Source organism: Paraburkholderia sp. HC6.4b (assembly GCF_014200875.1).
GTDB classification, from domain to species: domain Bacteria; phylum Pseudomonadota; class Gammaproteobacteria; order Burkholderiales; family Burkholderiaceae; genus Paraburkholderia; species Paraburkholderia tuberum.
Genome location: NZ_JACHDC010000023.1, coordinates 1 through 24,282 on the forward strand (window position 1 = coordinate 1; position 24,282 = coordinate 24,282).

Genomic DNA, 24,282 nt, shown 5'->3' on the forward strand with positions numbered 1-24,282 from the left:
ATGATAGTGCGGATTGCCCGTGTGAAAGTAGGTAATCGTCAGGCTCCCCCCCAGTCAGAAACCCCACCCGCCGCGGTGGGGTTTTTGCGTTTACGGACGGCTAACAGTCAATCACTATATAAATGAGAGCGTTGGGATCGGAACGGTCAAGCAGCCCTTGACAAAGAGACATTGTTCCCCCATAATCGTCAGTTCTCTGCGGAGGGGTGCCCGAGTGGCTAAAGGGGGCAGACTGTAAATCTGTTGGCTTACGCCTACGTTGGTTCGAATCCAACCTCCTCCACCAGAATGCAAGATGTAGCAGTTGTTGGGAATCCATGATCCTGCGGGTGTAGCTCAATGGTAGAGCAGAAGCCTTCCAAGCTTACGACGAGGGTTCGATTCCCTTCACCCGCTCCAGCAACACAGAGGTAGCGCCCATGTGGCTCAGTGGTAGAGCACTCCCTTGGTAAGGGAGAGGTCGGCAGTTCGATCCTGCCCATGGGCACCAGAAGTAATCGGTGATTGTTTGCGCCCGGCGCAACGTACGGAAAATCCTCTTAGGAGTCGAAAATGGCCAAGGGTAAGTTTGAGCGGACCAAGCCGCACGTGAACGTGGGCACGATCGGTCACGTTGACCACGGCAAGACCACGCTGACGGCAGCGATCACGACGGTCCTGACGCAGAAGTTTGGCGGCGAAGCGAAGGCGTACGACCAGATCGACGCGGCGCCGGAAGAAAAGGCGCGTGGCATTACCATCAACACCGCGCACGTCGAGTACGAAACGGCTAACCGCCACTACGCACACGTCGACTGCCCGGGCCACGCAGACTACGTGAAGAACATGATCACGGGCGCGGCGCAGATGGACGGCGCAATCCTGGTGTGCTCGGCTGCCGACGGCCCGATGCCGCAAACGCGTGAGCACATCCTGCTGGCGCGTCAGGTTGGCGTTCCGTACATCATCGTGTTCCTGAACAAGTGCGACATGGTGGACGACGCCGAGCTGCTGGAACTCGTCGAGATGGAAGTTCGCGAACTTCTGTCGAAGTACGACTTCCCGGGCGATGAGACGCCGATCATCAAGGGTTCGGCCAAGCTGGCGCTGGAAGGCGACAAGGGCGAGCTGGGCGAGGTAGCGATCATGAACCTGGCCGATGCGCTGGACACGTACATCCCGACGCCGGAGCGCGCGGTTGACGGTGCGTTCCTGATGCCGGTGGAAGACGTGTTCTCGATCTCGGGTCGCGGCACGGTGGTGACGGGTCGCGTCGAGCGCGGCGTGATCAAGGTTGGCGAGGAAATCGAGATCGTCGGTATCCGCGCAACGGCCAAGACGACCTGCACGGGCGTGGAAATGTTCCGCAAGCTGCTCGACCAGGGTCAGGCAGGCGACAACGTTGGTATCCTGCTGCGCGGCACGAAGCGTGAAGACGTGGAGCGTGGCCAGGTTCTGGCCAAGCCGGGTTCGATCAACCCGCACACGCACTTCACGGCTGAAGTGTACGTGCTGAGCAAGGACGAAGGCGGCCGTCACACGCCGTTCTTCAACAACTACCGTCCGCAGTTCTACTTCCGTACGACGGACGTGACGGGCTCGATCGAGCTGCCGAAGGACAAGGAAATGGTGATGCCGGGCGACAACGTGTCGATCACGGTGAAACTGATCAACCCGATCGCGATGGAAGAAGGTCTGCGCTTCGCAATTCGCGAAGGTGGCCGTACGGTCGGCGCTGGTGTCGTCGCCAAGATCATCGAGTAACGCCAGAGAGTTCTCGATAATCGGTTGTATCGGGGTTGGCGGTGTCGTCAACCCCAAATGGTTTAGGGGTATAGCTCAACTGGCAGAGCGTCGGTCTCCAAAACCGAAGGTTGGGGGTTCGATTCCCTCTGCCCCTGCCAACTATCGCGCCGTAGTGGCGCTTGTTAAGGTGTTATGGCGAATCCTTCCGTCGAAACTGTAAATACATCCGGCGACAAGTTGATGTTGATCGCAGGTGTGTTGCTGGTCTTGGCCGGGTTCGTGGGGTTCTTCTGGCTTAATGGCCAGGAATGGTACATCCGCGGAGCCGCCTTGGCTGTTGGTGCGATCGCGGGTGTCGCAGTCGGTCTTCTCTCGGCGCCTGGCAAGGGTTTCATCGCTTTCGCCAATGACTCATACAAAGAGGTCCGCAAGGTAGTTTGGCCGAGTCGCAAAGAGGCGACCCAAACAACACTCGTGGTCTTCGGCTTCGTAGTCGTGATGGCTATCTTCCTCTGGGTTTGTGATAAATCCATTGAGTGGGCGATTTTCTCGGCGATTCTGGGTTGGAAATGATATGAGTGATACTCCGGCATCCCCGAGCGGCAAACGTTGGTACGTAGTGCACGCATATTCCGGTATGGAGAAGAGCGTGCAACGAGCGCTTCAGGAGCGCATCGAGCGGGCTGGTATGCAGGATCAGTTCGGCCAGATCCTCGTTCCAACGGAAGAGGTTGTTGAGGTAAAGGGCGGTCACAAATCAGTAACCGAACGTCGTTTCTTCCCGGGCTATGTTTTAGTCGAAATGGAAATGACAGACGAAACGTGGCATCTCGTGAAAAATACGGCGAAGGTGACCGGCTTCGTCGGCGGGGCGCGTAATCGGCCGAGCCCGATCTCCCCTAGGGAAGTTGAAAAGATCATGTCGCAGATGCAGGAGGGCGTGGAGAAGCCGCGTCCGAAGACCCTGTTTGAGGTAGGCGAGATGGTGCGCGTGAAAGAAGGCCCGTTCACAGATTTCAACGGCAGCGTCGAAGAAGTGAACTACGAAAAGTCGCGAGTCCGTGTTTCCGTTACAATCTTCGGCCGCGCAACGCCGGTCGAGTTGGAATTCGGCCAAGTCGAAAAGTTGTAGTCTAGATTTTACGGAACGCACCGCTAGGTGCGTTCCGTATTTCGCGCTTACGGTCCGCGTAATGGCCGTTGAGGAGCGTAACTAGCCAGTTTGTCGGCGAACACGCGCTACTACTCACTGAGCGTCCGCCCGTAAGGCGGCGTTCCACAGAGGTTCTCGAAATGGCAAAGAAAATTATCGGCTTTATCAAGCTGCAGATTCCTGCAGGTAAAGCCAATCCGTCGCCGCCGGTTGGTCCGGCGCTGGGTCAGCGCGGCCTGAACATCATGGAGTTCTGCAAGGCGTTCAACGCGCAGACTCAAGCGATGGAACCGGGTCTGCCGATTCCTGTCGTGATCACGGCATTCGCGGACAAGAGCTTCACGTTCGTTCTGAAGACGCCGCCGGCTACGGTTCTGATCAAGAAGGCAGCGAAGCTCGACAAGGGTTCGAGCAAGCCGCATACCGACAAGGTCGGCAAGATCACCCGCGCTCAAGCTGAAGATATCGCCAAGACCAAGATGCCCGATCTGACGGCTGCTGATCTGGACGCAGCGGTTCGTACGATCGCTGGTAGCGCCCGCTCGATGGGCATCACCGTGGAGGGCGTGTAAATGGCTAAGCTTTCGAAGCGTCTGCAAGCATTTGCAGCCAAAGTGGATCGTCAGAAGCTGTACCCGATCGAAGACGCTCTGTCGCTCGTGAAGGAATGCGCAAGCGCGAAGTTCGACGAGTCGATCGACGTCGCCGTGCAACTCGGCATTGACGCAAAGAAGTCGGATCAAGTGGTTCGCGGCTCGGTCGTGCTGCCCGCTGGTACCGGTAAGTCGGTCCGCGTCGCTGTGTTCGCGCAGGGCGAAAAGGCTGAGCAGGCTCGTGCCGCTGGTGCTGACGTCGTCGGTATGGAAGACCTGGCCGAACAGGTCAAGGCCGGGAACCTGAACTTCGACATCGTGATCGCTTCGCCGGACACGATGCGTATCGTCGGTACGCTCGGGCAGATTCTCGGCCCGCGTGGCCTGATGCCGAACCCGAAGGTTGGCACGGTCACGCCGGACGTCGCGACCGCGGTCAAGAACGCCAAGGCTGGTCAGGTGCAATTCCGTGTCGACAAGGCCGGCATTATCCACGCAACGATCGGCCGCGCTTCGTTTGAACCGGTAGCACTGCGCAACAACCTGAATGCGCTGATCGAAGCGCTGCAGAAGGCGAAGCCGGCAACGAGCAAGGGCGTGTATCTGCGCAAGGTCGCTCTGTCGAGCACGATGGGTGTTGGTGTTCGTGTCGACCAGACGTCGATCGCTGCCCAGTAATGAATTTTCGCCGCTCCGGCGCGAGTTGGGGCGGCTTTTAAGGGCTTTGGGCGGTTGCGAGGTGGCAGTCTGCATCGCGCGACCGGTTGTCAAAGACCGTTGGTGGGCACGCAGCAAGTAGGCGGGCCCTTAATGTAAAGCCAACGCAGATGGCGAACCCGAAAAGGTTTTGTAGTGATGAAGCCGTTGGATGTCTGTAGCGATACGGATTTTTGACGGTCGAAATACTCCTGACTGGTCGGACGCCGTTATTGAATGCGGTACACAAGGCGCACGCTGCGTGTATCGAATCTGGAGGTTAACCGTGCCACTAAACAAAGAAAGCAAGCAGGCCGTCGTCGCTGAGGTTGCCGCGCAAGTCGCGAAAGCTCAGACCGTGGTTCTGGCTGAGTATCGTGGAATCGCGGTTGGCGATCTGACCAAGCTGCGCGCGAAAGCGCGTGAGCAACAGGTTTACCTTCGCGTGTTGAAGAACACGCTGGCGCGTCGCGCCGTCGAGGGTACCCCGTTTGCTCCGCTGGCAGAGCAGATGACTGGCCCCCTGATCTACGGCATCTCGGAAGATGCGATTGCTGCTGCTAAGGTCGTCAATGACTTCAGCAAGAGCAATGACAAGTTGGTCATCAAGGCTGGTTCCTACGAAGGCAAGGTGATGGACAAGGCTGGCGTGCAAGCGCTGGCAAGCATCCCGAGCCGCGAAGAACTGCTCTCTAAGCTGTTGTACGTTATGCAGGCACCTGTTTCTGGCTTCGCGCGCGCTCTGGCCGCGCTGGCAGAAAAGAAGCAAGGCGAAGAAGCCGCTGCGTGATGCACTTCAGTCGAGCGTGATTGATCGCTGGCTGTATCCGAATTCAATTTAGGAGTATTTCAAATGGCAATCGCAAAAGAAGACATCCTCGAAGCCGTAGGCTCGATGTCGGTTCTGGAACTGAACGAGCTGGTCAAGGCGTTCGAAGAAAAGTTTGGCGTCTCGGCAGCTGCTGTTGCAGTGGCTGGCCCGGCAGGTGCAGCCGGCGGCGCTGCTGCTGCTGAAGAGCAGACCGAATTCACGGTCATCTTGGCTGAAACCGGTGCAAACAAGGTTTCGGTCATTAAGGCTGTTCGCGAACTGACGGGTCTCGGCCTGAAGGAAGCGAAGGATCTGGTCGACGGTGCACCGAAGCCCGTTAAGGAAGCGGTGCCCAAGGCTGCTGCTGAAGAAGCCAAGAAGAAGTTGGAAGAAGCCGGCGCGAAGGTTGAAATCAAGTAAGCTTCAACGCGCTGTGCGAAGGCTGGCGGTTTTTCACCGCCGGCCTTTTTGTGCTTTGTGGAGGACGCGTTTTTGCGGGCGTATGCCGGCAGGAATGTGATTCCCAGAAGCCAAAGAAAAACGCCCACGGTAATTTTGACCGGCATTTCTCTTTGTCTTCTGAAGCGACTGCAGAAGGCAAGTTTGGTCGGGTAGCGGGCAACACAGGCATCCGCTGCCGTCAGCCAGCGGTTGGTAGCGGCCAACCACCAAGCTTCTAGGTTCGTTCAAGCCATCGGACGGCCATCGGGTCTCAGTCGGTGAACACTCGGGTTGTCTCATCAAGGTATCCTGCCTCGACAACTATGCCCGCCGTGATTCGGAGATCGTATGCAATATTCCTTCACCGAGAAGAAGCGTATTCGCAAGAGTTTTGCGAAGCGCCCCATCGTTCACCAAGTACCTTTCCTGCTGGCTACCCAGCTTGAATCATTCAGCACGTTTCTGCAAGCAGACACGTCATCTACGCAACGCAAGCCGGAAGGCTTGCAGGCCGCGTTTACTTCCGTTTTTCCGATCGTTTCGCACAACGGCTTCGCGCGCCTTGAGTTCGTCAGCTACATGCTGTCGCCGCCGGCATTCAACATCAAGGAATGCCAGCAGCGCGGTCTGACGTACTGCTCGGCGCTGCGCGCCAAGGTGCGTCTGGTGCTGCTCGACAAAGAATCACCGAGCAAGCCGGTCGTCAAAGAAGTGAAGGAACAGGAAGTGTACATGGGCGAAATCCCGCTCATGACGCCGACCGGTTCGTTCGTCATCAACGGCACGGAACGTGTGATCGTTTCGCAGCTGCACCGTTCGCCGGGTGTTTTCTTCGAACACGACAAGGGCAAGACGCACAGCTCGGGCAAGCTGCTGTTTTCGGCACGTATCATTCCCTACCGTGGCTCGTGGCTCGACTTCGAGTTCGACCCGAAGGACGTGCTGTACTTCCGCGTCGACCGTCGTCGTAAGATGCCGGTTACGATCCTGCTAAAGGCAATCGGCCTGACGCCGGAACAGATCCTCGCAAACTTCTTCGTGTTCGACAATTTCACGCTGATGCCGGAAGGCGCGCAGATGGAATTCGTGCCGGAGCGTTTGCGCGGTGAAGTCGCGCGCTTCGATATCACGGACCGCGATGGCAACGTGATCGTCCAGAAGGACAAGCGGATCAATGCCAAGCACATTCGCGACCTCGATAACGCGAAGACCAAGTTCATCTCGGTGCCGGAAGATTATCTGCTCGGCCGCGTGCTCGCGAAGAACGTGATCGACGGCGATACGGGTGAAGTCATCGCGAACGCCAACGACGAAATTACCGAATCCGTGCTCGAGAAGCTGCGCGAAGCGAAGATCAAGGACATCCAGACGCTCTACACGAACGATCTGGACCAGGGTCCGTACATCTCGTCGACGCTGCGTATCGACGAAACGGCCGACAAGATGGCCGCGCGTATCGCGATCTACCGCATGATGCGTCCGGGCGAGCCGCCAACCGAAGAAGCGGTCGAGGCACTGTTCAACCGTCTGTTCTACAGCGAAGAAGCGTACGACCTGTCGAAGGTGGGTCGTATGAAGTTCAACCGGCGCGTCGGCCGTGATGAAATCGTCGGTCCGATGACGCTGCAGGACGACGACATTCTCGCGACGATCAAGATCCTCGTCGAGTTGCGCAACGGCAAGGGCGAAGTGGACGACATCGACCACCTCGGCAACCGTCGTGTGCGCTGCGTCGGCGAACTCGCTGAGAACCAGTTCCGCGCGGGCCTCGTGCGTGTCGAACGTGCTGTGAAGGAACGCCTCGGCCAGGCCGAAAGCGAAAACTTGATGCCGCACGACCTGATCAACTCGAAGCCGATCTCGTCGGCGATTCGCGAGTTCTTCGGGTCGTCGCAGCTGTCGCAGTTCATGGACCAGACCAATCCGCTGTCGGAAATCACGCACAAGCGTCGTGTTTCTGCACTAGGCCCGGGCGGTCTGACTCGTGAGCGCGCAGGCTTCGAAGTCCGCGACGTGCACCCAACTCACTACGGCCGTGTGTGTCCGATTGAAACGCCGGAAGGTCCGAACATCGGTCTGATCAACTCGCTCGCTCTGTACGCGCACCTGAACGAATACGGCTTCCTCGAAACGCCGTATCGCAAGGTGGCGGACGGCAAGGTGACCGACCAGATTGACTATCTGTCGGCGATCGAAGAAGGCCGTTACGTGATCGCTCAGGCGAACGCGGCGGTGGCCGACGACCGCACGCTGACCGACGAACTCGTGTCGTCGCGTGAAGCGGGCGAAACGCTGATGGTCACGCCGGACCGCATTCAGTACATGGACGTGGCGCCGTCGCAGATCGTGTCGGTCGCAGCTTCGCTGATTCCGTTCCTCGAGCACGACGACGCGAACCGCGCATTGATGGGCTCGAACATGCAGCGTCAGGCCGTCCCGTGTCTGCGTCCGGAAAAGCCGGTCGTCGGTACGGGCATCGAACGCACCGTGGCGGTCGACTCGGGCACGACGGTTCAGGCACTGCGTGGCGGTGTGGTCGATTACGTCGACGCGGGCCGTATCGTGATTCGCGTGAACGACGACGAAGCGGTCGCGGGTGAAGTCGGCGTCGACATCTACAATCTGATCAAGTACACGCGTTCGAACCAGAACACGAACATCAACCAGCGTCCGATCGTGAAGATGGGCGACAAGGTTGCGCGCGGCGACGTGCTGGCTGACGGCGCATCGACCGATCTGGGCGAGCTCGCGCTCGGCCAGAACATGCTGATCGCGTTCATGCCATGGAACGGCTACAACTTCGAAGACTCCATCCTGATTTCGGAGAAGGTCGTTGCGGACGACCGTTACACGTCGATTCACATCGAAGAACTGAACGTCGTTGCACGCGACACGAAGCTCGGACCGGAAGAAATCACGCGCGACATCTCGAATCTCGCCGAAGTGCAGCTTGGCCGTCTCGACGAGTCGGGCATCGTGTACATCGGCGCGGAAGTCGAGGCGGGCGACGTGCTGGTTGGCAAGGTCACGCCGAAGGGCGAAACCCAGCTGACGCCGGAAGAAAAACTGCTGCGCGCGATCTTCGGTGAGAAGGCGTCGGACGTGAAGGACACGTCGCTGCGCGTGCCGTCGGGCATGAGCGGCACTGTGATCGACGTGCAGGTATTCACGCGTGAAGGCATCCAGCGCGACAAGCGCGCGCAACAGATCATCGACGATGAACTGAAGCGCTATCGTCTCGACCTGAACGACCAGCTGCGTATCGTGGAAGGCGATGCGTTCCAGCGTCTCGCACGCATGCTCGAAGGCAAGGTGGTGAACGGCGGTCCGAAGAAGCTCGCGAAGGGCACGAAGATCGACCGCGCTTACCTCGAAGATCTGGACCACTATCACTGGTTCGACATCCGCCTCGCGGATGAAGAAGCAGCGGCCCAGCTCGAAGCGATCAAGAACTCGATCGAAGAGAAGCGTCACCAGTTCGACCTCGCGTTCGAAGAGAAGCGCAAGAAGCTCACGCAAGGCGACGAACTGCCGCCGGGCGTGCTGAAGATGGTCAAGGTGTATCTGGCGGTGAAGCGCCGTCTGCAGCCTGGCGACAAGATGGCAGGCCGTCACGGTAACAAGGGTGTCGTGTCGAAGATCGTGCCGATCGAAGACATGCCGTACATGGCCGACGGCCGTCCGGCTGACGTCGTTCTGAACCCGCTCGGCGTGCCGTCGCGGATGAACGTGGGTCAGGTTCTCGAAGTGCATCTGGGTTGGGCCGCGAAGGGTCTCGGCTGGCGTATCGGCGAAATGCTGCAGCGTCAGGCGAAGATCGCTGAACTGCGCGAATTCCTGATCAAGATCTACAACGAATCGGGCCGCGCCGAAGAGCTGGACAGCTTCAGCGACGACGAAATCCTCGAACTGGCGAAGAACCTGCGCGAAGGCGTGCCGTTCGCAACGCCGGTGTTCGACGGTGCGACGGAAGAAGAAATGTCCCGCGCGCTGGACCTGGCGTTCCCGGACGACATCGCTGAAAACCTCGGCATGACGCCGTCGAAGAACCAGGTGCGTCTGTTCGACGGTCGCACGGGCGAGATGTTCGAACGTACGGTGACGGTCGGCTACATGCACTACCTGAAGCTGCACCACCTGGTCGACGACAAGATGCACGCGCGTTCCACGGGCCCATACTCGCTCGTCACGCAGCAGCCGTTGGGCGGTAAGGCGCAGTTCGGTGGCCAGCGTTTCGGTGAAATGGAAGTGTGGGCGCTCGAAGCGTACGGCGCATCGTACGTGCTGCAGGAAATGCTGACGGTGAAGTCGGACGACGTGACGGGCCGGACCAAGGTTTACGAGAACCTGGTCAAGGGCGATCACGTGATCGATGCCGGCATGCCTGAGTCGTTCAACGTGTTGGTGAAGGAAATCCGGTCGCTGGGTATCGACATCGACCTGGACCGGAACTAATCGGACTACTGGAGAGAAGCGATGAAAGCTTTGCTCGATCTATTCAAGCAAGTCCAACAACCTGAAGTTTTCGACGCGATCAAGATCGGTCTGGCCTCGCCGGACAAGATCCGTTCGTGGTCGTTCGGTGAAGTCAAGAAGCCGGAAACCATCAACTACCGCACGTTCAAGCCGGAGCGCGATGGTCTGTTCTGCGCGAAGATTTTCGGTCCGATCAAGGACTACGAATGCCTTTGCGGCAAGTACAAGCGCCTGAAGCACCGCGGCGTGATCTGCGAGAAGTGCGGCGTCGAAGTGACGCTCGCGAAGGTGCGTCGTGAGCGAATGGGCCACATTGAGCTGGCCTCGCCGGTCGCGCACATCTGGTTCCTGAAGTCGCTGCCGTCGCGTCTGGGCATGGTGCTCGACATGACGCTGCGCGACATCGAGCGCGTGCTGTACTTCGAAGCATACGTGGTGATCGATCCGGGCATGACGCCGCTCAAAGCGCGGCAGATCATGACCGAAGAGGATTACTACAACAAGGTCGAGGAATACGGCGACGAATTCCGTGCCGAAATGGGCGCGGAAGGTATTCGCGAACTGCTGCGCGCGATCAACATCGACGAGCAGGTCGAGCTGCTGCGCACGGAGCTCAAGAACACCGGCTCGGAAGCGAAGATCAAGAAGTACGCGAAGCGCCTGAAAGTGCTCGAGGCGTTCCAGCGTTCGGGCATCAAGCCGGACTGGATGGTCCTCGAAGTGCTGCCGGTGCTGCCGCCGGAACTGCGTCCGCTCGTCCCGCTCGACGGCGGCCGTTTCGCGACGTCGGACCTGAACGACCTGTATCGCCGCGTGATCAACCGTAACAACCGGTTGAAGCGTTTGCTCGAGCTGAAGGCGCCTGAAATCATCGTCCGCAACGAAAAGCGGATGCTGCAGGAAGCCGTCGACTCGCTGCTCGACAACGGCCGTCGCGGCAAGGCGATGACCGGTGCGAACAAGCGTCCGCTGAAGTCGCTCGCGGACATGATCAAGGGTAAGGGCGGTCGCTTCCGTCAGAACCTGCTCGGTAAGCGTGTCGACTACTCGGGCCGTTCGGTGATCGTGGTCGGCCCGACGCTGAAGCTGCATCAGTGCGGTCTGCCGAAGCTGATGGCGCTCGAACTGTTCAAGCCGTTCATCTTCAACAAGCTCGAAGTGATGGGTGTCGCTACCACCATCAAGGCCGCGAAGAAGGAGGTCGAGAACCAGACACCGGTGGTGTGGGACATCCTCGAAGAGGTGATCCGCGAACATCCGGTCATGCTGAACCGTGCGCCGACGCTGCACCGTCTCGGCATCCAGGCTTTCGAGCCGGTGCTGATCGAAGGTAAGGCAATCCAGCTGCACCCGCTCGTTTGCGCGGCGTTCAACGCCGACTTCGACGGTGACCAGATGGCCGTTCACGTGCCGCTGTCGCTCGAAGCGCAGATGGAAGCGCGCACGCTGATGCTCGCGTCGAACAACGTACTGTTCCCGGCTAACGGCGATCCGTCGATCGTGCCGTCGCAGGATATCGTGCTCGGCCTGTACTACGCGACGCGTGAAGCGGTGAACGGCAAGGGCGAAGGCCTGACGTTCACGGGCGTGTCGGAAGTGCTGCGCGCGTACGAGAACAAGGAAGTCGAACTGGCCTCGCGCGTCAACGTTCGGATCACCGAAATGGTCCACAACGAAGACAAGTTGGAAGGCGGGCCGGCGTTCGTACCGAAGATCACGCTGTATGCGACCACGGTTGGCCGCTCGATCCTGTCGGAAATCCTGCCGCCGGGTCTGCCGTTCTCGGTGCTGAACAAGCCGCTGAAGAAGAAGGAAATCTCGCGTCTGATCAACACCGCGTTCCGCAAGTGCGGTCTGCGTGAGACGGTGATTTTCGCCGACCAACTGATGCAGTCGGGCTTCCGTCTGGCAACGCGTGCTGGTATTTCGATTTGCGTCGACGACATGCTCGTACCGCCGCAGAAGGAAACCATCGTTGGCGACGCCGCGAAGAAGGTGAAGGAATACGACCGTCAGTACATGTCGGGTCTCGTCACTGCGCAGGAGCGCTACAACAACGTGGTCGACATCTGGTCGGCGACGTCGGAAGCGGTCGGCAAGGCAATGATGGAGCAGCTGTCGACGGAACCGGTCACGGACCGCGACGGCAACCAGACGCGTCAGGAGTCGTTCAACTCCATCTACATGATGGCGGACTCAGGCGCTCGTGGTTCCGCGGTTCAGATCCGTCAGCTGGCCGGTATGCGCGGTCTGATGGCGAAGCCGGACGGCTCGATCATCGAGACGCCGATTACGGCGAACTTCCGCGAAGGTCTGAACGTGTTGCAGTACTTCATCTCGACCCACGGTGCACGTAAGGGTCTGGCTGATACGGCACTGAAGACCGCGAACTCGGGTTACCTGACGCGTCGTCTCGTCGACGTGACGCAGGATCTGGTCGTCGTCGAGGAAGATTGCGGTACGTCGAACGGCGTGGCGATGAAGGCGCTCGTGGAAGGCGGTGAAGTGGTCGAAGCGCTGCGTGACCGTATCCTGGGTCGCGTGGCCGTGGCTGACATCGTCAACCCGGAATCGCAGGAAACGCTGTTCGAAGCGGGCACACTGCTCGACGAAGACGCGGTCGAAGACATCGAACGCCTCGGCATCGACGAAGTGCGCGTGCGCACGCCGCTGACCTGCGAAACGCGCTACGGTCTGTGCGCGGCCTGCTACGGTCGCGACCTCGGCCGCGGCTCGCTGGTGAACGTCGGCGAAGCGGTCGGCGTGATCGCGGCGCAGTCAATCGGTGAACCGGGCACGCAGCTCACGATGCGTACGTTCCACATCGGTGGCGCGGCGTCGCGTGCGGCGGTGGCATCGTCGGTCGAAGCGAAGTCGAACGGTACGGTGCGTTTCACGTCGACGATGCGTTACGTCACGAATGCGAAGGGCGAGCAGATCGTCATCTCGCGTTCGGGTGAAGCGATGATCACCGACGATCACGGCCGCGAGCGCGAGCGTCACAAGGTGCCGTACGGCGCCACGCTGCTGCAGCTCGACGGTGCGCAGATCAAGGCTGGCACGCAACTGGCCACGTGGGATCCGATGACGCGTCCGATCATCACCGAGTACGGTGGTACGGTGAAGTTCGAGAACGTCGAGGAAGGCGTGACGGTCGCGAAACAGATCGACGACGTGACGGGTCTGTCCACGCTTGTCGTGATCGACGTGAAGCGTCGTGGTTCGCAGGCGTCGAAGACGGTGCGTCCGCAGGTCAAGCTGCTCGATGCGAACGGCGAGGAAGTGAAGATCCCGAACACCGAGCACTCGGTGCAGATCGGCTTCCAGGTCGGCGCTCTGATCACCGTGAAGGACGGTCAGCAGGTGCAGGTCGGCGAAGTGCTCGCACGTATCCCGACCGAATCGCAGAAGACGCGTGACATTACCGGTGGTCTGCCGCGTGTGGCGGAACTGTTCGAAGCACGTTCGCCGAAGGACGCGGGTATCCTGGCGGAAGTCACGGGTACGACGTCGTTCGGTAAGGACACGAAGGGCAAGCAGCGTCTCGTTATCACGGACCTCGAGGGCAACCAGCACGAGTTCCTGATCGCGAAGGAAAAGCAGGTTCTGGTGCACGATGGTCAGGTCGTCAACAAGGGCGAAATGATCGTCGACGGACCGGCGGATCCGCACGACATCCTGCGTCTGCAGGGCGTCGAGGCGCTGTCGCGCTACATCGTGGACGAAGTGCAGGACGTGTACCGTCTGCAAGGCGTGAAGATCAACGACAAGCACATCGAAGTGATCGTGCGTCAGATGCTGCGCCGCGTGCAGATTTCGGACAACGGCGACACGCGTTTCATCCCGGGCGAACAGGTCGAGCGGTCGGACATGCTCGACGAGAACGACCGTATGATCGCGGAAGACAAGCGTCCGGCAACGTACGAAAACGTGCTGCTCGGTATCACGAAGGCGTCGCTGTCGACCGATTCGTTCATCTCCGCGGCGTCGTTCCAGGAAACGACCCGCGTGCTGACCGAAGCGGCGATCATGGGCAAGCGCGACGACCTGCGTGGCCTGAAGGAAAACGTGATCGTCGGCCGCCTGATTCCGGCCGGTACGGGTCTCGCGTTCCACAAGGCGCGCAAGAGCAAGGAACTGGCCGACCGCGAGCGTTTCGATCAGATCGCGGCGGAAGAGTCGTTCGAATTCGGTACGCCGGAAACGCCGGCTGCCGAACAGCAACACTCGGGCGAGTAAGTGCTGGCGGCGCAAGCCGCCTTGCCTCATGAGCCACGAAGGCCGCTCAGTTTCGACTGAGCGGTTTTTTTTTGCTCTTTTTGCACGTGCATGGGTGCGACGTGCCGGAGCAGTCCTAGGCCCGATGGCTAACGTTGTCGCAAAGCGCGGGCGCGGCACGAATGGGTTGGTAAAATCCGTCTCACCGCCTGCGTGCCGTTCCTTTCGCCGTCTCTCTCAAATACATGTCCCGACCGCTCGAAATCCTCAATGAAGTCTTCGGTTATCCCGCGTTCAGAGGGCAGCAGGGCGAAATTGTCGAGCACGTCGCCGACGGTGGCGATTGCCTTGTGCTGATGCCGACGGGCGGCGGCAAATCGCTGTGCTATCAGATCCCGTCGCTGGTGCGGCGCGAATGCGGCTTTGGCGCCGGCATCGTGGTGTCGCCACTGATCGCGCTGATGCAGGATCAGGTGGCCGCGCTGACCGAAGTCGGCGTGCGGGCCGCGTACCTGAACTCAACGTTGTCGAGCGCGGAGGCGGTGGCCACCGAGCGGGCGCTCCGCGACGGCGACATCGATCTGCTCTACGTCGCACCGGAGCGGCTGATGACGCCGCGCTTCCAGGAACTGCTCGAACGCACGCGCATCGGTCTTTTCGCGATCGACGAAGCGCACTGCGTGTCGCAATGGGGACACGATTTCCGGCCCGAATATATTCAGTTGTCGGTGCTGCACGAGCGCTTTCCGAATGTCCCGCGCATCGCGCTGACGGCGACCGCCGACGCGATCACACGCGACGAAATCATCCACCGTCTCGCGCTCGAAGACGCGCGCGTGTTCGTGTCGAGTTTCGATCGGCCGAACATCCGCTATCGCATCGCCGAAAAAGACAACGCGCGCACGCAACTGCTCGACTTCATCCGCGCCGAGCATACGAAAGCCGACGGTACGACCGACGCGGGCGTCGTTTATTGCCTGTCGCGCCGCAAGGTCGAGGAAACCGCGGAGTGGCTGAAGGAAAAGGGCATGCGCGCGCTGCCGTACCACGCCGGCATGGAGTTCGAGGTGCGCCAGAAACATCAGGAGATGTTCCAGCGCGAGGAAGGCATCGTGATGTGCGCGACGATTGCGTTCGGCATGGGCATCGACAAACCCGACGTGCGGTTCGTCGCGCATCTGGATTTGCCCAAGAGCGTGGAAGGGTACTACCAGGAGACCGGCCGCGCGGGCCGCGACGGACTGCCGTCGAACGCGTGGATGGCCTACGGGCTCGGCGACGTCGTGCAGCAGCGCAAGATGATCGACGAATCCGAAGCAGACGACGCGCACAAGCGCGTCCAGACCGGCAAGCTCGACGCGCTGCTCGGTTTGTGCGAAACGGCGACTTGCCGGCGGGTGCGCCTGCTCGCGTACTTCGGCGAAACGAGCCAGCCGTGCGGCAACTGCGACAACTGCCTCGAGCCGCCGCCAACCTGGGATGCAACGCGCGAGGCTCAGATGGCGCTGTCGTGCGTGTTTCGCGCGCAGCGTGCGAGCGGCTTTCATTTCGGAGCCGGGCACCTGATAGATATTTTGCGTGGCAACCGCAGCGAAAAAATCCTGCAGCGCGGCCACGAGAAGCTGACCACGTTCGGTATCGGCGCGGCGCTCGGTGAGCCGGAGTGGCGTGCGATCTTTCGTCAACTCGTCGCGTTCGGTTACCTGACGGTCGACCACGAGGGCTTCGGTTCGCTCGTGCTGACGGAGGCGAGCAAGCCGGTGCTCAAGGGCGAGCAGAAGGTGACGATGCGTCGCTACGTCAAGCCGACACGCACGCGTCAATCGTCGGGTCGTACGAGCGAGCGCGCCGATCCGACCATTGGCATGGGCCCTCGCGAGCGGGCCCGCTGGGAGCGCCTACGCATGTGGCGCACAGAAACCGCGAAGAGCGACGGAGTGCCGGCTTATGTGATTTTCCATGACGCGACGCTCGCGGAAATCGCCCGTCTCGGCCCCAATTCAATCGACGATCTGCGCGGGATTCCGGGCATGGGGGCGCGTAAACTGGACCGTTTCGGCTACGAATTGCTGCACGTCGTAGCGGCAGACTGACGTCGTCTGGCTGTTTAGCCGGATTGACAGGGGCGAAACACCGCAACCTGTTGACTCCCTTAGTATTTTCGGAATATTATGCTAGGTTCCGGTTCTTGGAATGCCTACGCGCAACTTCAGTTCGTGCGTGAGCGGGCCAGCCGGAAGTTCGATGCGCGGGCGTTTCTGCTTTGCCCGGAAACCGATGCGTCGATTTTGTTCAATTTCAGGAATAATCAATGCCAACCATCAATCAACTGGTTCGCAAAGGCCGCACGTCGGAAACGACGAAGAGCAAGAGCCCGGCTTTGCAGGACTGCCCCCAGCGTCGCGGCGTGTGCACCCGTGTGTACACCACGACACCGAAGAAGCCGAACTCGGCACTCCGTAAGGTCGCCAAGGTTCGTCTGACGAACGGCTTCGAAGTCATTTCGTACATTGGTGGCGAAGGCCACAACCTGCAGGAACACTCGGTCGTGCTGATTCGCGGCGGCCGTGTGAAGGACTTGCCGGGTGTGCGTTACCACATGGTTCGCGGCTCGCTGGATACCCAGGGCGTCAAGGATCGTAAGCAGGCTCGCTCGAAGTACGGTGCGAAGCGTGCCAAGGCTGGCAAGTAGTTTAGCCGGTCGATCGTAGTTTCAGGTCGCCTGCAAAGGCGGTAATAGCGATGGTGCCGGAATCGCCGGTGCTATCGAGTAAGTGGTCACCCGACCAGGCTGGTTAGTCTTACGGATGAATCGGGTTAGTTGGTGGCCGCGGGGCTGTAAACAGCTCCAACTGAAAAGTAAAGGAAGAAACATGCCGCGTCGTCGCGAAGTCCCCAAGCGGGAAGTGTTGCCGGATCCGAAGTTTGGCAACGTTGATGTAGCAAAATTCATGAACGTGCTGATGCTCTCCGGCAAGAAGTCGGTTGCCGAGCGTATCGTGTACGGCGCTTTCGAACAGATCCAGACCAAGGGTGGCAAGGACCCGCTGGAAGTGTTCACGGTGGCGCTCAACAACGTCAAGCCGGTGGTCGAAGTGAAGAGCCGCCGCGTTGGTGGTGCGAACTATCAGGTTCCGGTCGAAGTGCGCCCGTCGCGTCGTATGGCATTGGCGATGCGTTGGCTGCGTGAAGCCGCGAAGAAGCGCAGCGAGAAGTCGATGGCCCTGCGTCTGGCAGGTGAGCTCTCCGAAGCGGCCGAAGGCCGTGGCGGCGCGATGAAGAAGCGCGACGAAGTTCACCGGATGGCAGAAGCCAACAAGGCGTTCTCGCACTTCCGTTTCTAAGCTTCCCCACCCCGGGTTTAGCGGAAAACGGAAAGAAATTCCGGGCGGGTGCGCTTCAAAGGCGCCTCGCCCGTTTGTGTTACAGCGCGATGGGCATCTCTCGCATCGCGTCATCCCAATAGAGGATCAAAGTGGCTCGCAAGACTCCTATCGAGCGCTACCGTAACATCGGTATTAGCGCTCACATCGACGCCGGCAAAACGACGACGACCGAGCGCATTCTGTTCTACACGGGCGTGAACCACAAGATTGGTGAAGTTCACGACGGCGCTGCCACCATGGACTGGATGGAGCAGGAACAGGAGCGCGGCATCACGATTACTTCCGCTGCTACCACGGCGTTCTGGAAGGGCATGGCGGGCGACCGCGCCGAACACCGCATCAACATCATCGACACCCCGGGTCACGTCGACTTCACGATTGAAGTCGAGCGCTCGATGCGCGTGCTCGACGGCGCGTGCATGGTGTACTGCGCTGTGGGCGGCGTGCAGCCCCAGTCGGAAACCGTGTGGCGTCAGGCTAACAAGTACAAGGTTCCCCGTCTCGCGTTTATCAACAAGATGGACCGTACCGGCGCGAACTTCTTCAAGGTCTACGACCAGCTCAAGCTGCGTCTGAAGGCGAACCCGGTTCCGGTCGTCGTGCCTATCGGCGCGGAAGAGAACTTCACGGGCGTCGTCGATCTGATGAAGATGAAGGCGATCATTTGGGACGACGCGTCCCAAGGCACCAAGTTCTCGTACGAAGACATCCCGGCAGAGCTCGTCGACACATGCAACGAATGGCGTGAAAAGATGGTCGAAGCCGCGGCGGAAGCGAACGAAGACATGATGAACAAGTACCTCGAGTCGGGTGAGCTGACCGAAGAGGAAATCATCAAGGGTCTGCGCGACCGTACGATCGCCTGCGAAATCCAGCCGATGCTGTGCGGCACCGCGTTCAAGAACAAGGGGGTGCAGCGCATGCTGGACGCCGTGCTCGACTTCCTGCCGTCGCCGGTCGACATCCCGCCGGTTACCGGCGAGCTGGAAAACGGTGAAAAGGGTGAGCGCCGCGCTGCTGACGACGAAAAGTTCTCGGCACTGGCATTCAAGATCATGACCGACCCGTTCGTCGGCCAACTGATCTTCTTCCGTGTCTACTCAGGCGTTGTGAATTCGGGCGACACCCTGCTGAACGCGACCAAGGACAAGAAGGAACGTCTGGGCCGTATTCTGCAGATGCACGCGAACCAGCGCGAAGAAATCAAGGAAGTGCGCGCAGGCGACATCGCCGCTGCGGTCGGCCTGAAGGACGCGACCACGGGCGACACGCTGTGCGATCCGACGAGCCCGATCGTGCTCGAGCGCATGGTTTTCCCGGAACCCGTGATTTCGCAGGCTGTTGAGCCGAAGACGAAGCCGGACCAGGAAAAGATGGGTCTGGCCCTGAACCGTCTGGCGCAGGAAGATCCGTCGTTCCGCGTTCAAACGGACGAAGAATCGGGTCAAACCATTATTTCGGGCATGGGCGAGCTCCACCTGGAAATTCTGGTCGACCGGATGAAGCGTGAGTTCGGCGTCGAAGCAACGGTTGGCAAGCCGCAGGTGGCTTACCGCGAAACGATTCGCGGCAAGGCGGAAGACGTTGACGGCAAGTTCGTCAAGCAGTCGGGTGGTCGCGGCCAGTACGGTCACGCGGTCATCACGCTCGAGCCGAACGAGCAAGGCAAGGGCTACGAGTTCCTGGACGAGATCAAGGGCGGTGTGATTCCGCGTGAATACATCCCGGCAGTCGACAAGGGTATCCAGGAAACGCTGAAGGCCGGCGTGCTGGCGGGCTTCCCGGTCGTGGACGTGAAGGTTCACCTGACGTTCGGTTCCTACCACGATGTCGACTCGAACGAAAACGCGTTCCGCATGGCCGGTTCGATGGCGTTCAAGGAAGCGATGCGCAAGGCACAGCCGGTCATCCTCGAACCGATGATGGCTGTCGAAGTCGAAACGCCGGAAGACTACATGGGCAACGTGATGGGTGACCTCTCTGGCCGTCGCGGTATTGTTCAGGGCATGGATGACATGGTTGGCGGCGGCAAGATCGTTCGCGCCGAAGTGCCGCTGTCGGAAATGTTCGGCTACTCGACGTCTCTGCGTTCGCTGACGCAAGGCCGTGCAACGTACACGATGGAGTTCAAGCACTACGCTGAAGCTCCGCGTAACGTGTCGGAAGCGATCATCAACGCGAAGTCGAAGTAATCGCGCGGCAAAGTCATTCAACGATTAACTTTCTGAAAGAAGAGAAACATGGCTAAAGGTAAATTCGAGCGGACCAAGCCGCACGTGAACGTGGGCACGATCGGTCACGTTGACCACGGCAAGACCACGCTGACGGCAGCGATCACGACGGTCCTGACGCAGAAGTTTGGCGGCGAAGCGAAGGCGTACGACCAGATCGACGCGGCGCCGGAAGAAAAGGCGCGTGGCATTACCATCAACACCGCGCACGTCGAGTACGAAACGGCTAACCGCCACTACGCACACGTCGACTGCCCGGGCCACGCAGACTACGTGAAGAACATGATCACGGGCGCGGCGCAGATGGACGGCGCAATCCTGGTGTGCTCGGCTGCCGACGGCCCGATGCCGCAAACGCGTGAGCACATCCTGCTGGCGCGTCAGGTTGGCGTTCCGTACATCATCGTGTTCCTGAACAAGTGCGACATGGTGGACGACGCCGAGCTGCTGGAACTCGTCGAGATGGAAGTTCGCGAACTTCTGTCGAAGTACGACTTCCCGGGCGATGAGACGCCGATCATCAAGGGTTCGGCCAAGCTGGCGCTGGAAGGCGACAAGGGCGAGCTGGGCGAGGTAGCGATCATGAACCTGGCCGATGCGCTGGACACGTACATCCCGACGCCGGAGCGCGCGGTTGACGGTGCGTTCCTNATGCCGGTGGAAGACGTGTTCTCGATCTCGGGTCGCGGCACGGTGGTGACGGGTCGCGTCGAGCGCGGCGTGATCAAGGTTGGCGAGGAAATCGAGATCGTCGGTATCCGCGCAACGGCCAAGACGACCTGCACGGGCGTGGAAATGTTCCGCAAGCTGCTCGACCAGGGTCAGGCAGGCGACAACGTTGGTATCCTGCTGCGCGGCACGAAGCGTGAAGACGTGGAGCGTGGCCAGGTTCTGGCCAAGCCGGGTTCGATCAACCCGCACACGCACTTCACGGCTGAAGTGTACGTGCTGAGCAAGGACGAAGGCGGCCGTCACACGCCGTTCTTCAACAACTACCGTCCGCAGTTCTACTTCCGTACGACGGACGTGACGGGCTCGATCGAGCTGCCGAAGGACAAGGAAATGGTGATGCCGGGCGACAACGTGTCGATCACGGTGAAACTGATCAACCCGATCGCGATGGAAGAAGGTCTGCGCTTCGCAATTCGCGAAGGTGGCCGTACGGTCGGCGCTGGTGTCGTCGCCAAGATCATCGAGTAACATCGACGATTGCTGTAGCAGTCTGTAGCGCCCGGGCTCGGGCACTCGCTCTGCGCGAGCGTCCGAGCCTACGTTCTTTTTCTAATCGGCGGTGCAATATCGCCTCGCTCTTTTCAAGGAATTTGTCATGCAGAACCAGAAAATCCGCATTCGCCTGAAGGCTTTCGACTATCGCCTGATCGACCAATCGGCAGCTGAAATCGTCGATACGGCAAAGCGGACTGGCGCGATTGTTCGTGGTCCCGTACCCCTGCCGACCCGCATTCAACGCTTCGATATCCTGCGTTCGCCGCACGTCAACAAGACCTCGCGTGACCAGCTCGAAATCCGCACCCACCAGCGTCTGATGGACATCGTTGACCCGACGGACAAGACCGTCGACGCGCTCATGAAGCTGGATCTCCCGGCTGGCGTGGACGTTGAAATCAAGCTGCAGTAAGGCTTCCAGCCCTTGCCCGGCCACCCGGGCAACGCTAAGTCATTGATTGCTTGCGGAAAACGAAAAGGCTCGCTATACTGTTCAGCTTTTCGCGCATTTGCGTAAAAAAGTCGGCGTCCTGCAGCATGGTTTCATGCCCGAAGCGGTGCCGGCATTTTGTAAATTAGCCCCGACCAATCGCAGTCGGGAATGGAGAAAACGATGAGCCTTGGACTCGTAGGTCGCAAGGTTGGTATGACCCGTATCTTCACGGCTGAAGGGGATTCAATTCCCGTCACCGTGCTGGACGTGTCCGACAACCGCGTGACGCAGATCAAGACTGTTGAAACCGACGGCTACACGGCCGTGCAGGTTGCCTTCGGTACGCGCCGTGCATCCCGCGTGACGAAGCCGTTGGCAGGTCATCTCGCCAAAGCCGGTGTTCAAGCCGGTGAAATCCTCAAAGAATTCCAGATCGATGCCGCTAAGGCTGCCGAACTGTCGAGCGGCGCCGTGGTTGGTCCCGAGCTGTTCGAAGTGGGCCAGAAGGTCGACGTGCAAGGCGTGTCGATCGGTAAAGGCTACGCCGGTACCATCAAGCGTTATAACTTCTCGTCTGGCCGTGCATCACACGGTAACTCGCGCTCGCACAATGTGCCGGGCTCGATCGGTATGGCGCAGGATCCGGGTCGTGTTTTCCCGGGTAAGCGCATGACCGGTCACATGGGTGATGAGAAGGTAACGGTGCAAAACCTCGAAATCGCTCGTATCGATGCTGACCGCAAGTTGCTGCTGGTCAAGGGCGCCGTTCCGGGTGCGAAGGGTGGCAAGGTATTCGTTACGCCGGCCGTGAAGACGCGTGCCGTGAAAGGAGCGAAATAATGGAACTTAAGCTCCTGAATGCCAATGGTCAGGAAAGTGCAGGCGTTAGCGCGTCGGACGTCGTGTTCGGCCGCGACTACAACGAAGCCCTGATTCACCAGGTGGTGGTTGCGTACCAGGCGAATGCCCGTAGCGGCAACCGCGCGCAGAAGGATCGTGAGCAGGTCAAACACACGACCAAGAAGCCGTGGCGCCAGAAGGGTACGGGCCGCGCCCGTGCCGGTATGTCGTCGAGCCCGCTGTGGCGCGGCGGTGGCCGTATTTTCCCGAATTCGCCGGAAGAAAACTTTTCGCACAAGGTCAACAAGAAGATGCATCGTGCAGGTCTCTGCTCGATCTTCTCGCAGCTGGCCCGCGAAGGCCGCATCTCGGTGGTCGATGAGTTGACGCTCGAAGCGCCGAAGACGAAGCTGCTGGCCGAAAAATTCAAGGCGATGGGTCTCGATTCCGTGCTGGTGATTACCGACACGGTTGACGAAAACCTGTACCTCGCGTCGCGCAACCTCGCCCACGTGGCGGTTGTGGAGCCGCGTTACGCCGACCCGCTGTCGCTGATCTACTTCAAGAAGATCCTGATCACGAAGGCTGCGGTCGCCCAGATCGAGGAGTTGCTGTCATGAGCGAGATTCGCAAGAACGATCATCGTTTGATGCAGGTCCTGCTCGCGCCGGTGGTCTCCGAAAAGGCGACGCTGGTGGCCGACAAGAACGAACAGGTTGTGTTCGAAGTCGCGCCGGATGCCACGAAGCAGGAAGTGAAAGCTGCAGTCGAGCTGCTGTTCAAGGTGGAAGTCGATTCCGTCAACGTGCTGGTCGCGAAGGGCAAAGCCAAGCGCTTTGGTCGCTTCATGGGCAAGCGCAAGGACGTGAAGAAGGCGTACGTCTGCCTGAAGCCCGGCCAGGAAATCAACTTTGAAGCGGAGGCCAAGTAATCATGGCAATCGTGAAAGTTAAGCCGACTTCGCCGGGTCGCCGCGCGATGGTCAAGGTGGTCAACAAGGAACTGCACAAGGGCAAGCCGTTCGCAGCGCTGCTCGACACGCAGTCGTCGACCGCCGGCCGTAACAACAACGGTCACATCACCACGCGTCACAAGGGTGGTGGTCACAAGCATCACTATCGTGTCGTCGACTTCCGTCGCACGAAGGATGGTATTCCCGCAAAGGTCGAGCGTCTCGAGTACGACCCGAACCGTAGCGCGAACATCGCGCTGGTTCTGTACGCAGACGGCGAGCGCCGCTACATCATCGCTCCGAAGGGTATTGCCGTCGGTCAACAGCTGATGTCGGGTTCGGAGGCGCCGATCCGCGCAGGTAACACGCTGCCGATCCGCAACATCCCGGTCGGTACGACGATTCACTGCATCGAAATGCTGCCGGGCAAGGGCGCGCAAATGGCGCGTTCGGCGGGTACGTCGGCGATGCTGCTGGCTCGCGAAGGCATCTACGCGCAGGTTCGTCTGCGTTCGGGCGAAATCCGCCGCGTTCACGTTGAATGCCGCGCAACGATCGGTGAAGTAGGCAACGAAGAGCATAGCCTCCGTCAAATCGGTAAGGCTGGTGCGAACCGCTGGCGCGGTATCCGCCCGACGGTGCGTGGCGTTGCAATGAACCCGGTCGACCACCCGCACGGTGGTGGCGAGGGCAAGACTGCGGCAGGCCGCGATCCGGTGAGCCCGTGGGGCACGCCGACGAAGGGCTATCGCACCCGCAGCAACAAGCGCACGACGAGCATGATCGTCCAGCGCCGTCACAAGCGTTAAGGAGTAGGCAATGGCACGTTCTATTAAGAAAGGTCCGTTCTGCGACGCCCATTTGCTGAAGAAGGTTGAGGCGGCTGCAGCATCGCGTGACAAGAAACCGATCAAGACCTGGTCGCGTCGCTCGACGATCCTGCCGGACTTCATCGGCCTGACGATCGCCGTTCACAACGGCCGTCAACACGTTCCGGTGTATGTCACGGAAAACATGGTCGGCCACAAGCTTGGCGAGTTCGCACTGACCCGTACGTTCAAGGGACACGCGGCCGACAAGAAGGCCAAGAAATAAGGGGC

Annotated in this window: 20 protein-coding genes and 4 tRNA genes; all 24 read left to right on the forward strand. The window is 59.9% G+C overall.

From position 1 onward, the window contains the following. Window positions 1–200 precede the first annotated feature (200 nt). The 24 genes from HDG34_RS30290 to rpsS all read left to right on the forward strand — a co-directional run bounded on the left by HDG34_RS30290 (window position 201) and on the right by rpsS (window position 24,277). Window positions 201–286 (forward strand) — tRNA-Tyr (locus tag HDG34_RS30290). 39 nt (window positions 287–325) lie between these two features. After that, window positions 326–399 (forward strand) — tRNA-Gly (locus HDG34_RS30295). A 16-nt stretch (window positions 400–415) separates the two neighbouring features. Continuing rightward, window positions 416–490: transfer RNA gene (locus HDG34_RS30300), tRNA-Thr, on the forward strand. A 62-nt stretch (window positions 491–552) separates the two neighbouring features. Further along, on the forward strand, window positions 553–1,743 hold the full coding sequence (gene tuf, locus HDG34_RS30305; protein ID WP_090802167.1) for an elongation factor Tu: 1,191 nt from the start codon (window positions 553–555) through the stop codon (window positions 1,741–1,743). 64 nt (window positions 1,744–1,807) lie between these two features. Continuing rightward, window positions 1,808–1,883, forward strand: a tRNA-Trp gene (locus tag HDG34_RS30310). A 34-nt stretch (window positions 1,884–1,917) separates the two neighbouring features. Then, entirely contained in the window at window positions 1,918–2,298 is a 381-nt protein-coding gene (secE, locus tag HDG34_RS30315; protein WP_184040841.1) for a preprotein translocase subunit SecE, read from the forward strand. A 1-nt stretch (window position 2,299) separates the two neighbouring features. Then, window positions 2,300–2,857 (forward strand): transcription termination/antitermination protein NusG, encoded by a 558-nt coding sequence (gene nusG / locus HDG34_RS30320; RefSeq protein WP_075303275.1) that lies wholly within the window; start codon window positions 2,300–2,302, stop codon window positions 2,855–2,857. Window positions 2,858–3,018: 161 nt separating this feature from the next. Beyond that, window positions 3,019–3,450, forward strand: coding sequence for a 50S ribosomal protein L11 (gene rplK, locus HDG34_RS30325; protein ID WP_008922976.1), 432 nt, complete (start codon window positions 3,019–3,021; stop codon window positions 3,448–3,450). Then, window positions 3,451–4,149 (forward strand): 50S ribosomal protein L1, encoded by a 699-nt coding sequence (gene rplA / locus HDG34_RS30330; RefSeq protein ID WP_184065453.1) that lies wholly within the window; start codon window positions 3,451–3,453, stop codon window positions 4,147–4,149. Window positions 4,150–4,453: 304 nt separating this feature from the next. Beyond that, window positions 4,454–4,957, forward strand: a complete 504-nt coding sequence (gene rplJ, locus HDG34_RS30335) for a 50S ribosomal protein L10 (RefSeq protein WP_062129470.1) — start codon at window positions 4,454–4,456, stop codon at window positions 4,955–4,957. Window positions 4,958–5,020: 63 nt separating this feature from the next. After that, window positions 5,021–5,398: a 50S ribosomal protein L7/L12 gene (gene rplL, locus HDG34_RS30340; protein ID WP_018420143.1), complete on the forward strand. Its 378-nt coding sequence runs from the start codon at window positions 5,021–5,023 to the stop codon at window positions 5,396–5,398. Window positions 5,399–5,767: 369 nt separating this feature from the next. After that, on the forward strand, window positions 5,768–9,874 hold the full coding sequence (gene rpoB, locus HDG34_RS30345; protein WP_090802173.1) for a DNA-directed RNA polymerase subunit beta: 4,107 nt from the start codon (window positions 5,768–5,770) through the stop codon (window positions 9,872–9,874). 21 nt (window positions 9,875–9,895) lie between these two features. Beyond that, on the forward strand, window positions 9,896–14,134 hold the full coding sequence (gene rpoC / locus HDG34_RS30350; RefSeq protein ID WP_184065456.1) for a DNA-directed RNA polymerase subunit beta': 4,239 nt from the start codon (window positions 9,896–9,898) through the stop codon (window positions 14,132–14,134). 224 nt (window positions 14,135–14,358) lie between these two features. Beyond that, window positions 14,359–16,206: a DNA helicase RecQ gene (recQ, locus tag HDG34_RS30355; protein WP_184065459.1), complete on the forward strand. Its 1,848-nt coding sequence runs from the start codon at window positions 14,359–14,361 to the stop codon at window positions 16,204–16,206. 218 nt (window positions 16,207–16,424) lie between these two features. Continuing rightward, entirely contained in the window at window positions 16,425–16,805 is a 381-nt protein-coding gene (gene rpsL, locus HDG34_RS30360; protein ID WP_006053290.1) for a 30S ribosomal protein S12, read from the forward strand. 181 nt (window positions 16,806–16,986) lie between these two features. Continuing rightward, entirely contained in the window at window positions 16,987–17,457 is a 471-nt protein-coding gene (rpsG, locus tag HDG34_RS30365; protein WP_006053291.1) for a 30S ribosomal protein S7, read from the forward strand. Window positions 17,458–17,588: 131 nt separating this feature from the next. After that, the gene (gene fusA / locus HDG34_RS30370) at window positions 17,589–19,691 is read left to right on the forward strand and encodes an elongation factor G (RefSeq protein WP_184065462.1); all 2,103 of its coding nucleotides are present in this window, start codon (window positions 17,589–17,591) and stop codon (window positions 19,689–19,691) included. A 48-nt stretch (window positions 19,692–19,739) separates the two neighbouring features. Continuing rightward, entirely contained in the window at window positions 19,740–20,930 is a 1,191-nt protein-coding gene (gene tuf / locus HDG34_RS30375; RefSeq protein ID WP_090802167.1) for an elongation factor Tu, read from the forward strand. Between the two features lie 127 nt (window positions 20,931–21,057). Next, the gene (gene rpsJ / locus HDG34_RS30380; protein ID WP_006998489.1) at window positions 21,058–21,369 is read left to right on the forward strand and encodes a 30S ribosomal protein S10; all 312 of its coding nucleotides are present in this window, start codon (window positions 21,058–21,060) and stop codon (window positions 21,367–21,369) included. 201 nt (window positions 21,370–21,570) lie between these two features. Then, window positions 21,571–22,230, forward strand: a complete 660-nt coding sequence (gene rplC / locus HDG34_RS30385; RefSeq protein WP_090805499.1) for a 50S ribosomal protein L3 — start codon at window positions 21,571–21,573, stop codon at window positions 22,228–22,230. Next, complete coding sequence (gene rplD / locus HDG34_RS30390; RefSeq protein WP_090802165.1) at window positions 22,230–22,850, forward strand: 50S ribosomal protein L4; 621 nt, start codon at window positions 22,230–22,232, stop codon at window positions 22,848–22,850. The genes rplC and rplD overlap by 1 nt, the downstream gene beginning before the upstream one ends. Beyond that, a complete protein-coding gene (gene rplW / locus HDG34_RS30395) occupies window positions 22,847–23,161 on the forward strand; it encodes a 50S ribosomal protein L23 (RefSeq protein WP_008923345.1) in 315 nt (104 codons plus the stop codon). The genes rplD and rplW overlap by 4 nt, the downstream gene beginning before the upstream one ends. Before the next feature lie 2 nt (window positions 23,162–23,163). Beyond that, window positions 23,164–23,991 (forward strand): 50S ribosomal protein L2, encoded by an 828-nt coding sequence (rplB, locus tag HDG34_RS30400; protein WP_184065465.1) that lies wholly within the window; start codon window positions 23,164–23,166, stop codon window positions 23,989–23,991. 10 nt (window positions 23,992–24,001) lie between these two features. Beyond that, window positions 24,002–24,277: a 30S ribosomal protein S19 gene (rpsS, locus tag HDG34_RS30405; protein ID WP_006998484.1), complete on the forward strand. Its 276-nt coding sequence runs from the start codon at window positions 24,002–24,004 to the stop codon at window positions 24,275–24,277. Window positions 24,278–24,282: the final 5 nt, after the last annotated feature.

What these genes read in the sequence shown, in the direction of transcription:
- tuf (WP_090802167.1), top strand. Translation starts at nt 553, where the DNA reads ATGGCCAAGGGTAAGTTTGAGCGGACCAAGCCGCACGTGAACGTGGGC.
- secE (WP_184040841.1), top strand. Translation starts at nt 1,918, where the DNA reads ATGGCGAATCCTTCCGTCGAAACTGTAAATACATCCGGCGACAAGTTG.
- nusG (WP_075303275.1), top strand. Translation starts at nt 2,300, where the DNA reads ATGAGTGATACTCCGGCATCCCCGAGCGGCAAACGTTGGTACGTAGTG.
- rplK (WP_008922976.1), top strand. Translation starts at nt 3,019, where the DNA reads ATGGCAAAGAAAATTATCGGCTTTATCAAGCTGCAGATTCCTGCAGGT.
- rplA (WP_184065453.1), top strand. Translation starts at nt 3,451, where the DNA reads ATGGCTAAGCTTTCGAAGCGTCTGCAAGCATTTGCAGCCAAAGTGGAT.
- rplL (WP_018420143.1), top strand. Translation starts at nt 5,021, where the DNA reads ATGGCAATCGCAAAAGAAGACATCCTCGAAGCCGTAGGCTCGATGTCG.
- rpoB (WP_090802173.1), top strand. Translation starts at nt 5,768, where the DNA reads ATGCAATATTCCTTCACCGAGAAGAAGCGTATTCGCAAGAGTTTTGCG.
- rpoC (WP_184065456.1), top strand. Translation starts at nt 9,896, where the DNA reads ATGAAAGCTTTGCTCGATCTATTCAAGCAAGTCCAACAACCTGAAGTT.
- recQ (WP_184065459.1), top strand. Translation starts at nt 14,359, where the DNA reads ATGTCCCGACCGCTCGAAATCCTCAATGAAGTCTTCGGTTATCCCGCG.
- rpsL (WP_006053290.1), top strand. Translation starts at nt 16,425, where the DNA reads ATGCCAACCATCAATCAACTGGTTCGCAAAGGCCGCACGTCGGAAACG.
- rpsG (WP_006053291.1), top strand. Translation starts at nt 16,987, where the DNA reads ATGCCGCGTCGTCGCGAAGTCCCCAAGCGGGAAGTGTTGCCGGATCCG.
- rpsJ (WP_006998489.1), top strand. Translation starts at nt 21,058, where the DNA reads ATGCAGAACCAGAAAATCCGCATTCGCCTGAAGGCTTTCGACTATCGC.
- rplC (WP_090805499.1), top strand. Translation starts at nt 21,571, where the DNA reads ATGAGCCTTGGACTCGTAGGTCGCAAGGTTGGTATGACCCGTATCTTC.
- rplD (WP_090802165.1), top strand. Translation starts at nt 22,230, where the DNA reads ATGGAACTTAAGCTCCTGAATGCCAATGGTCAGGAAAGTGCAGGCGTT.
- rplW (WP_008923345.1), top strand. Translation starts at nt 22,847, where the DNA reads ATGAGCGAGATTCGCAAGAACGATCATCGTTTGATGCAGGTCCTGCTC.
- rplB (WP_184065465.1), top strand. Translation starts at nt 23,164, where the DNA reads ATGGCAATCGTGAAAGTTAAGCCGACTTCGCCGGGTCGCCGCGCGATG.
- rpsS (WP_006998484.1), top strand. Translation starts at nt 24,002, where the DNA reads ATGGCACGTTCTATTAAGAAAGGTCCGTTCTGCGACGCCCATTTGCTG.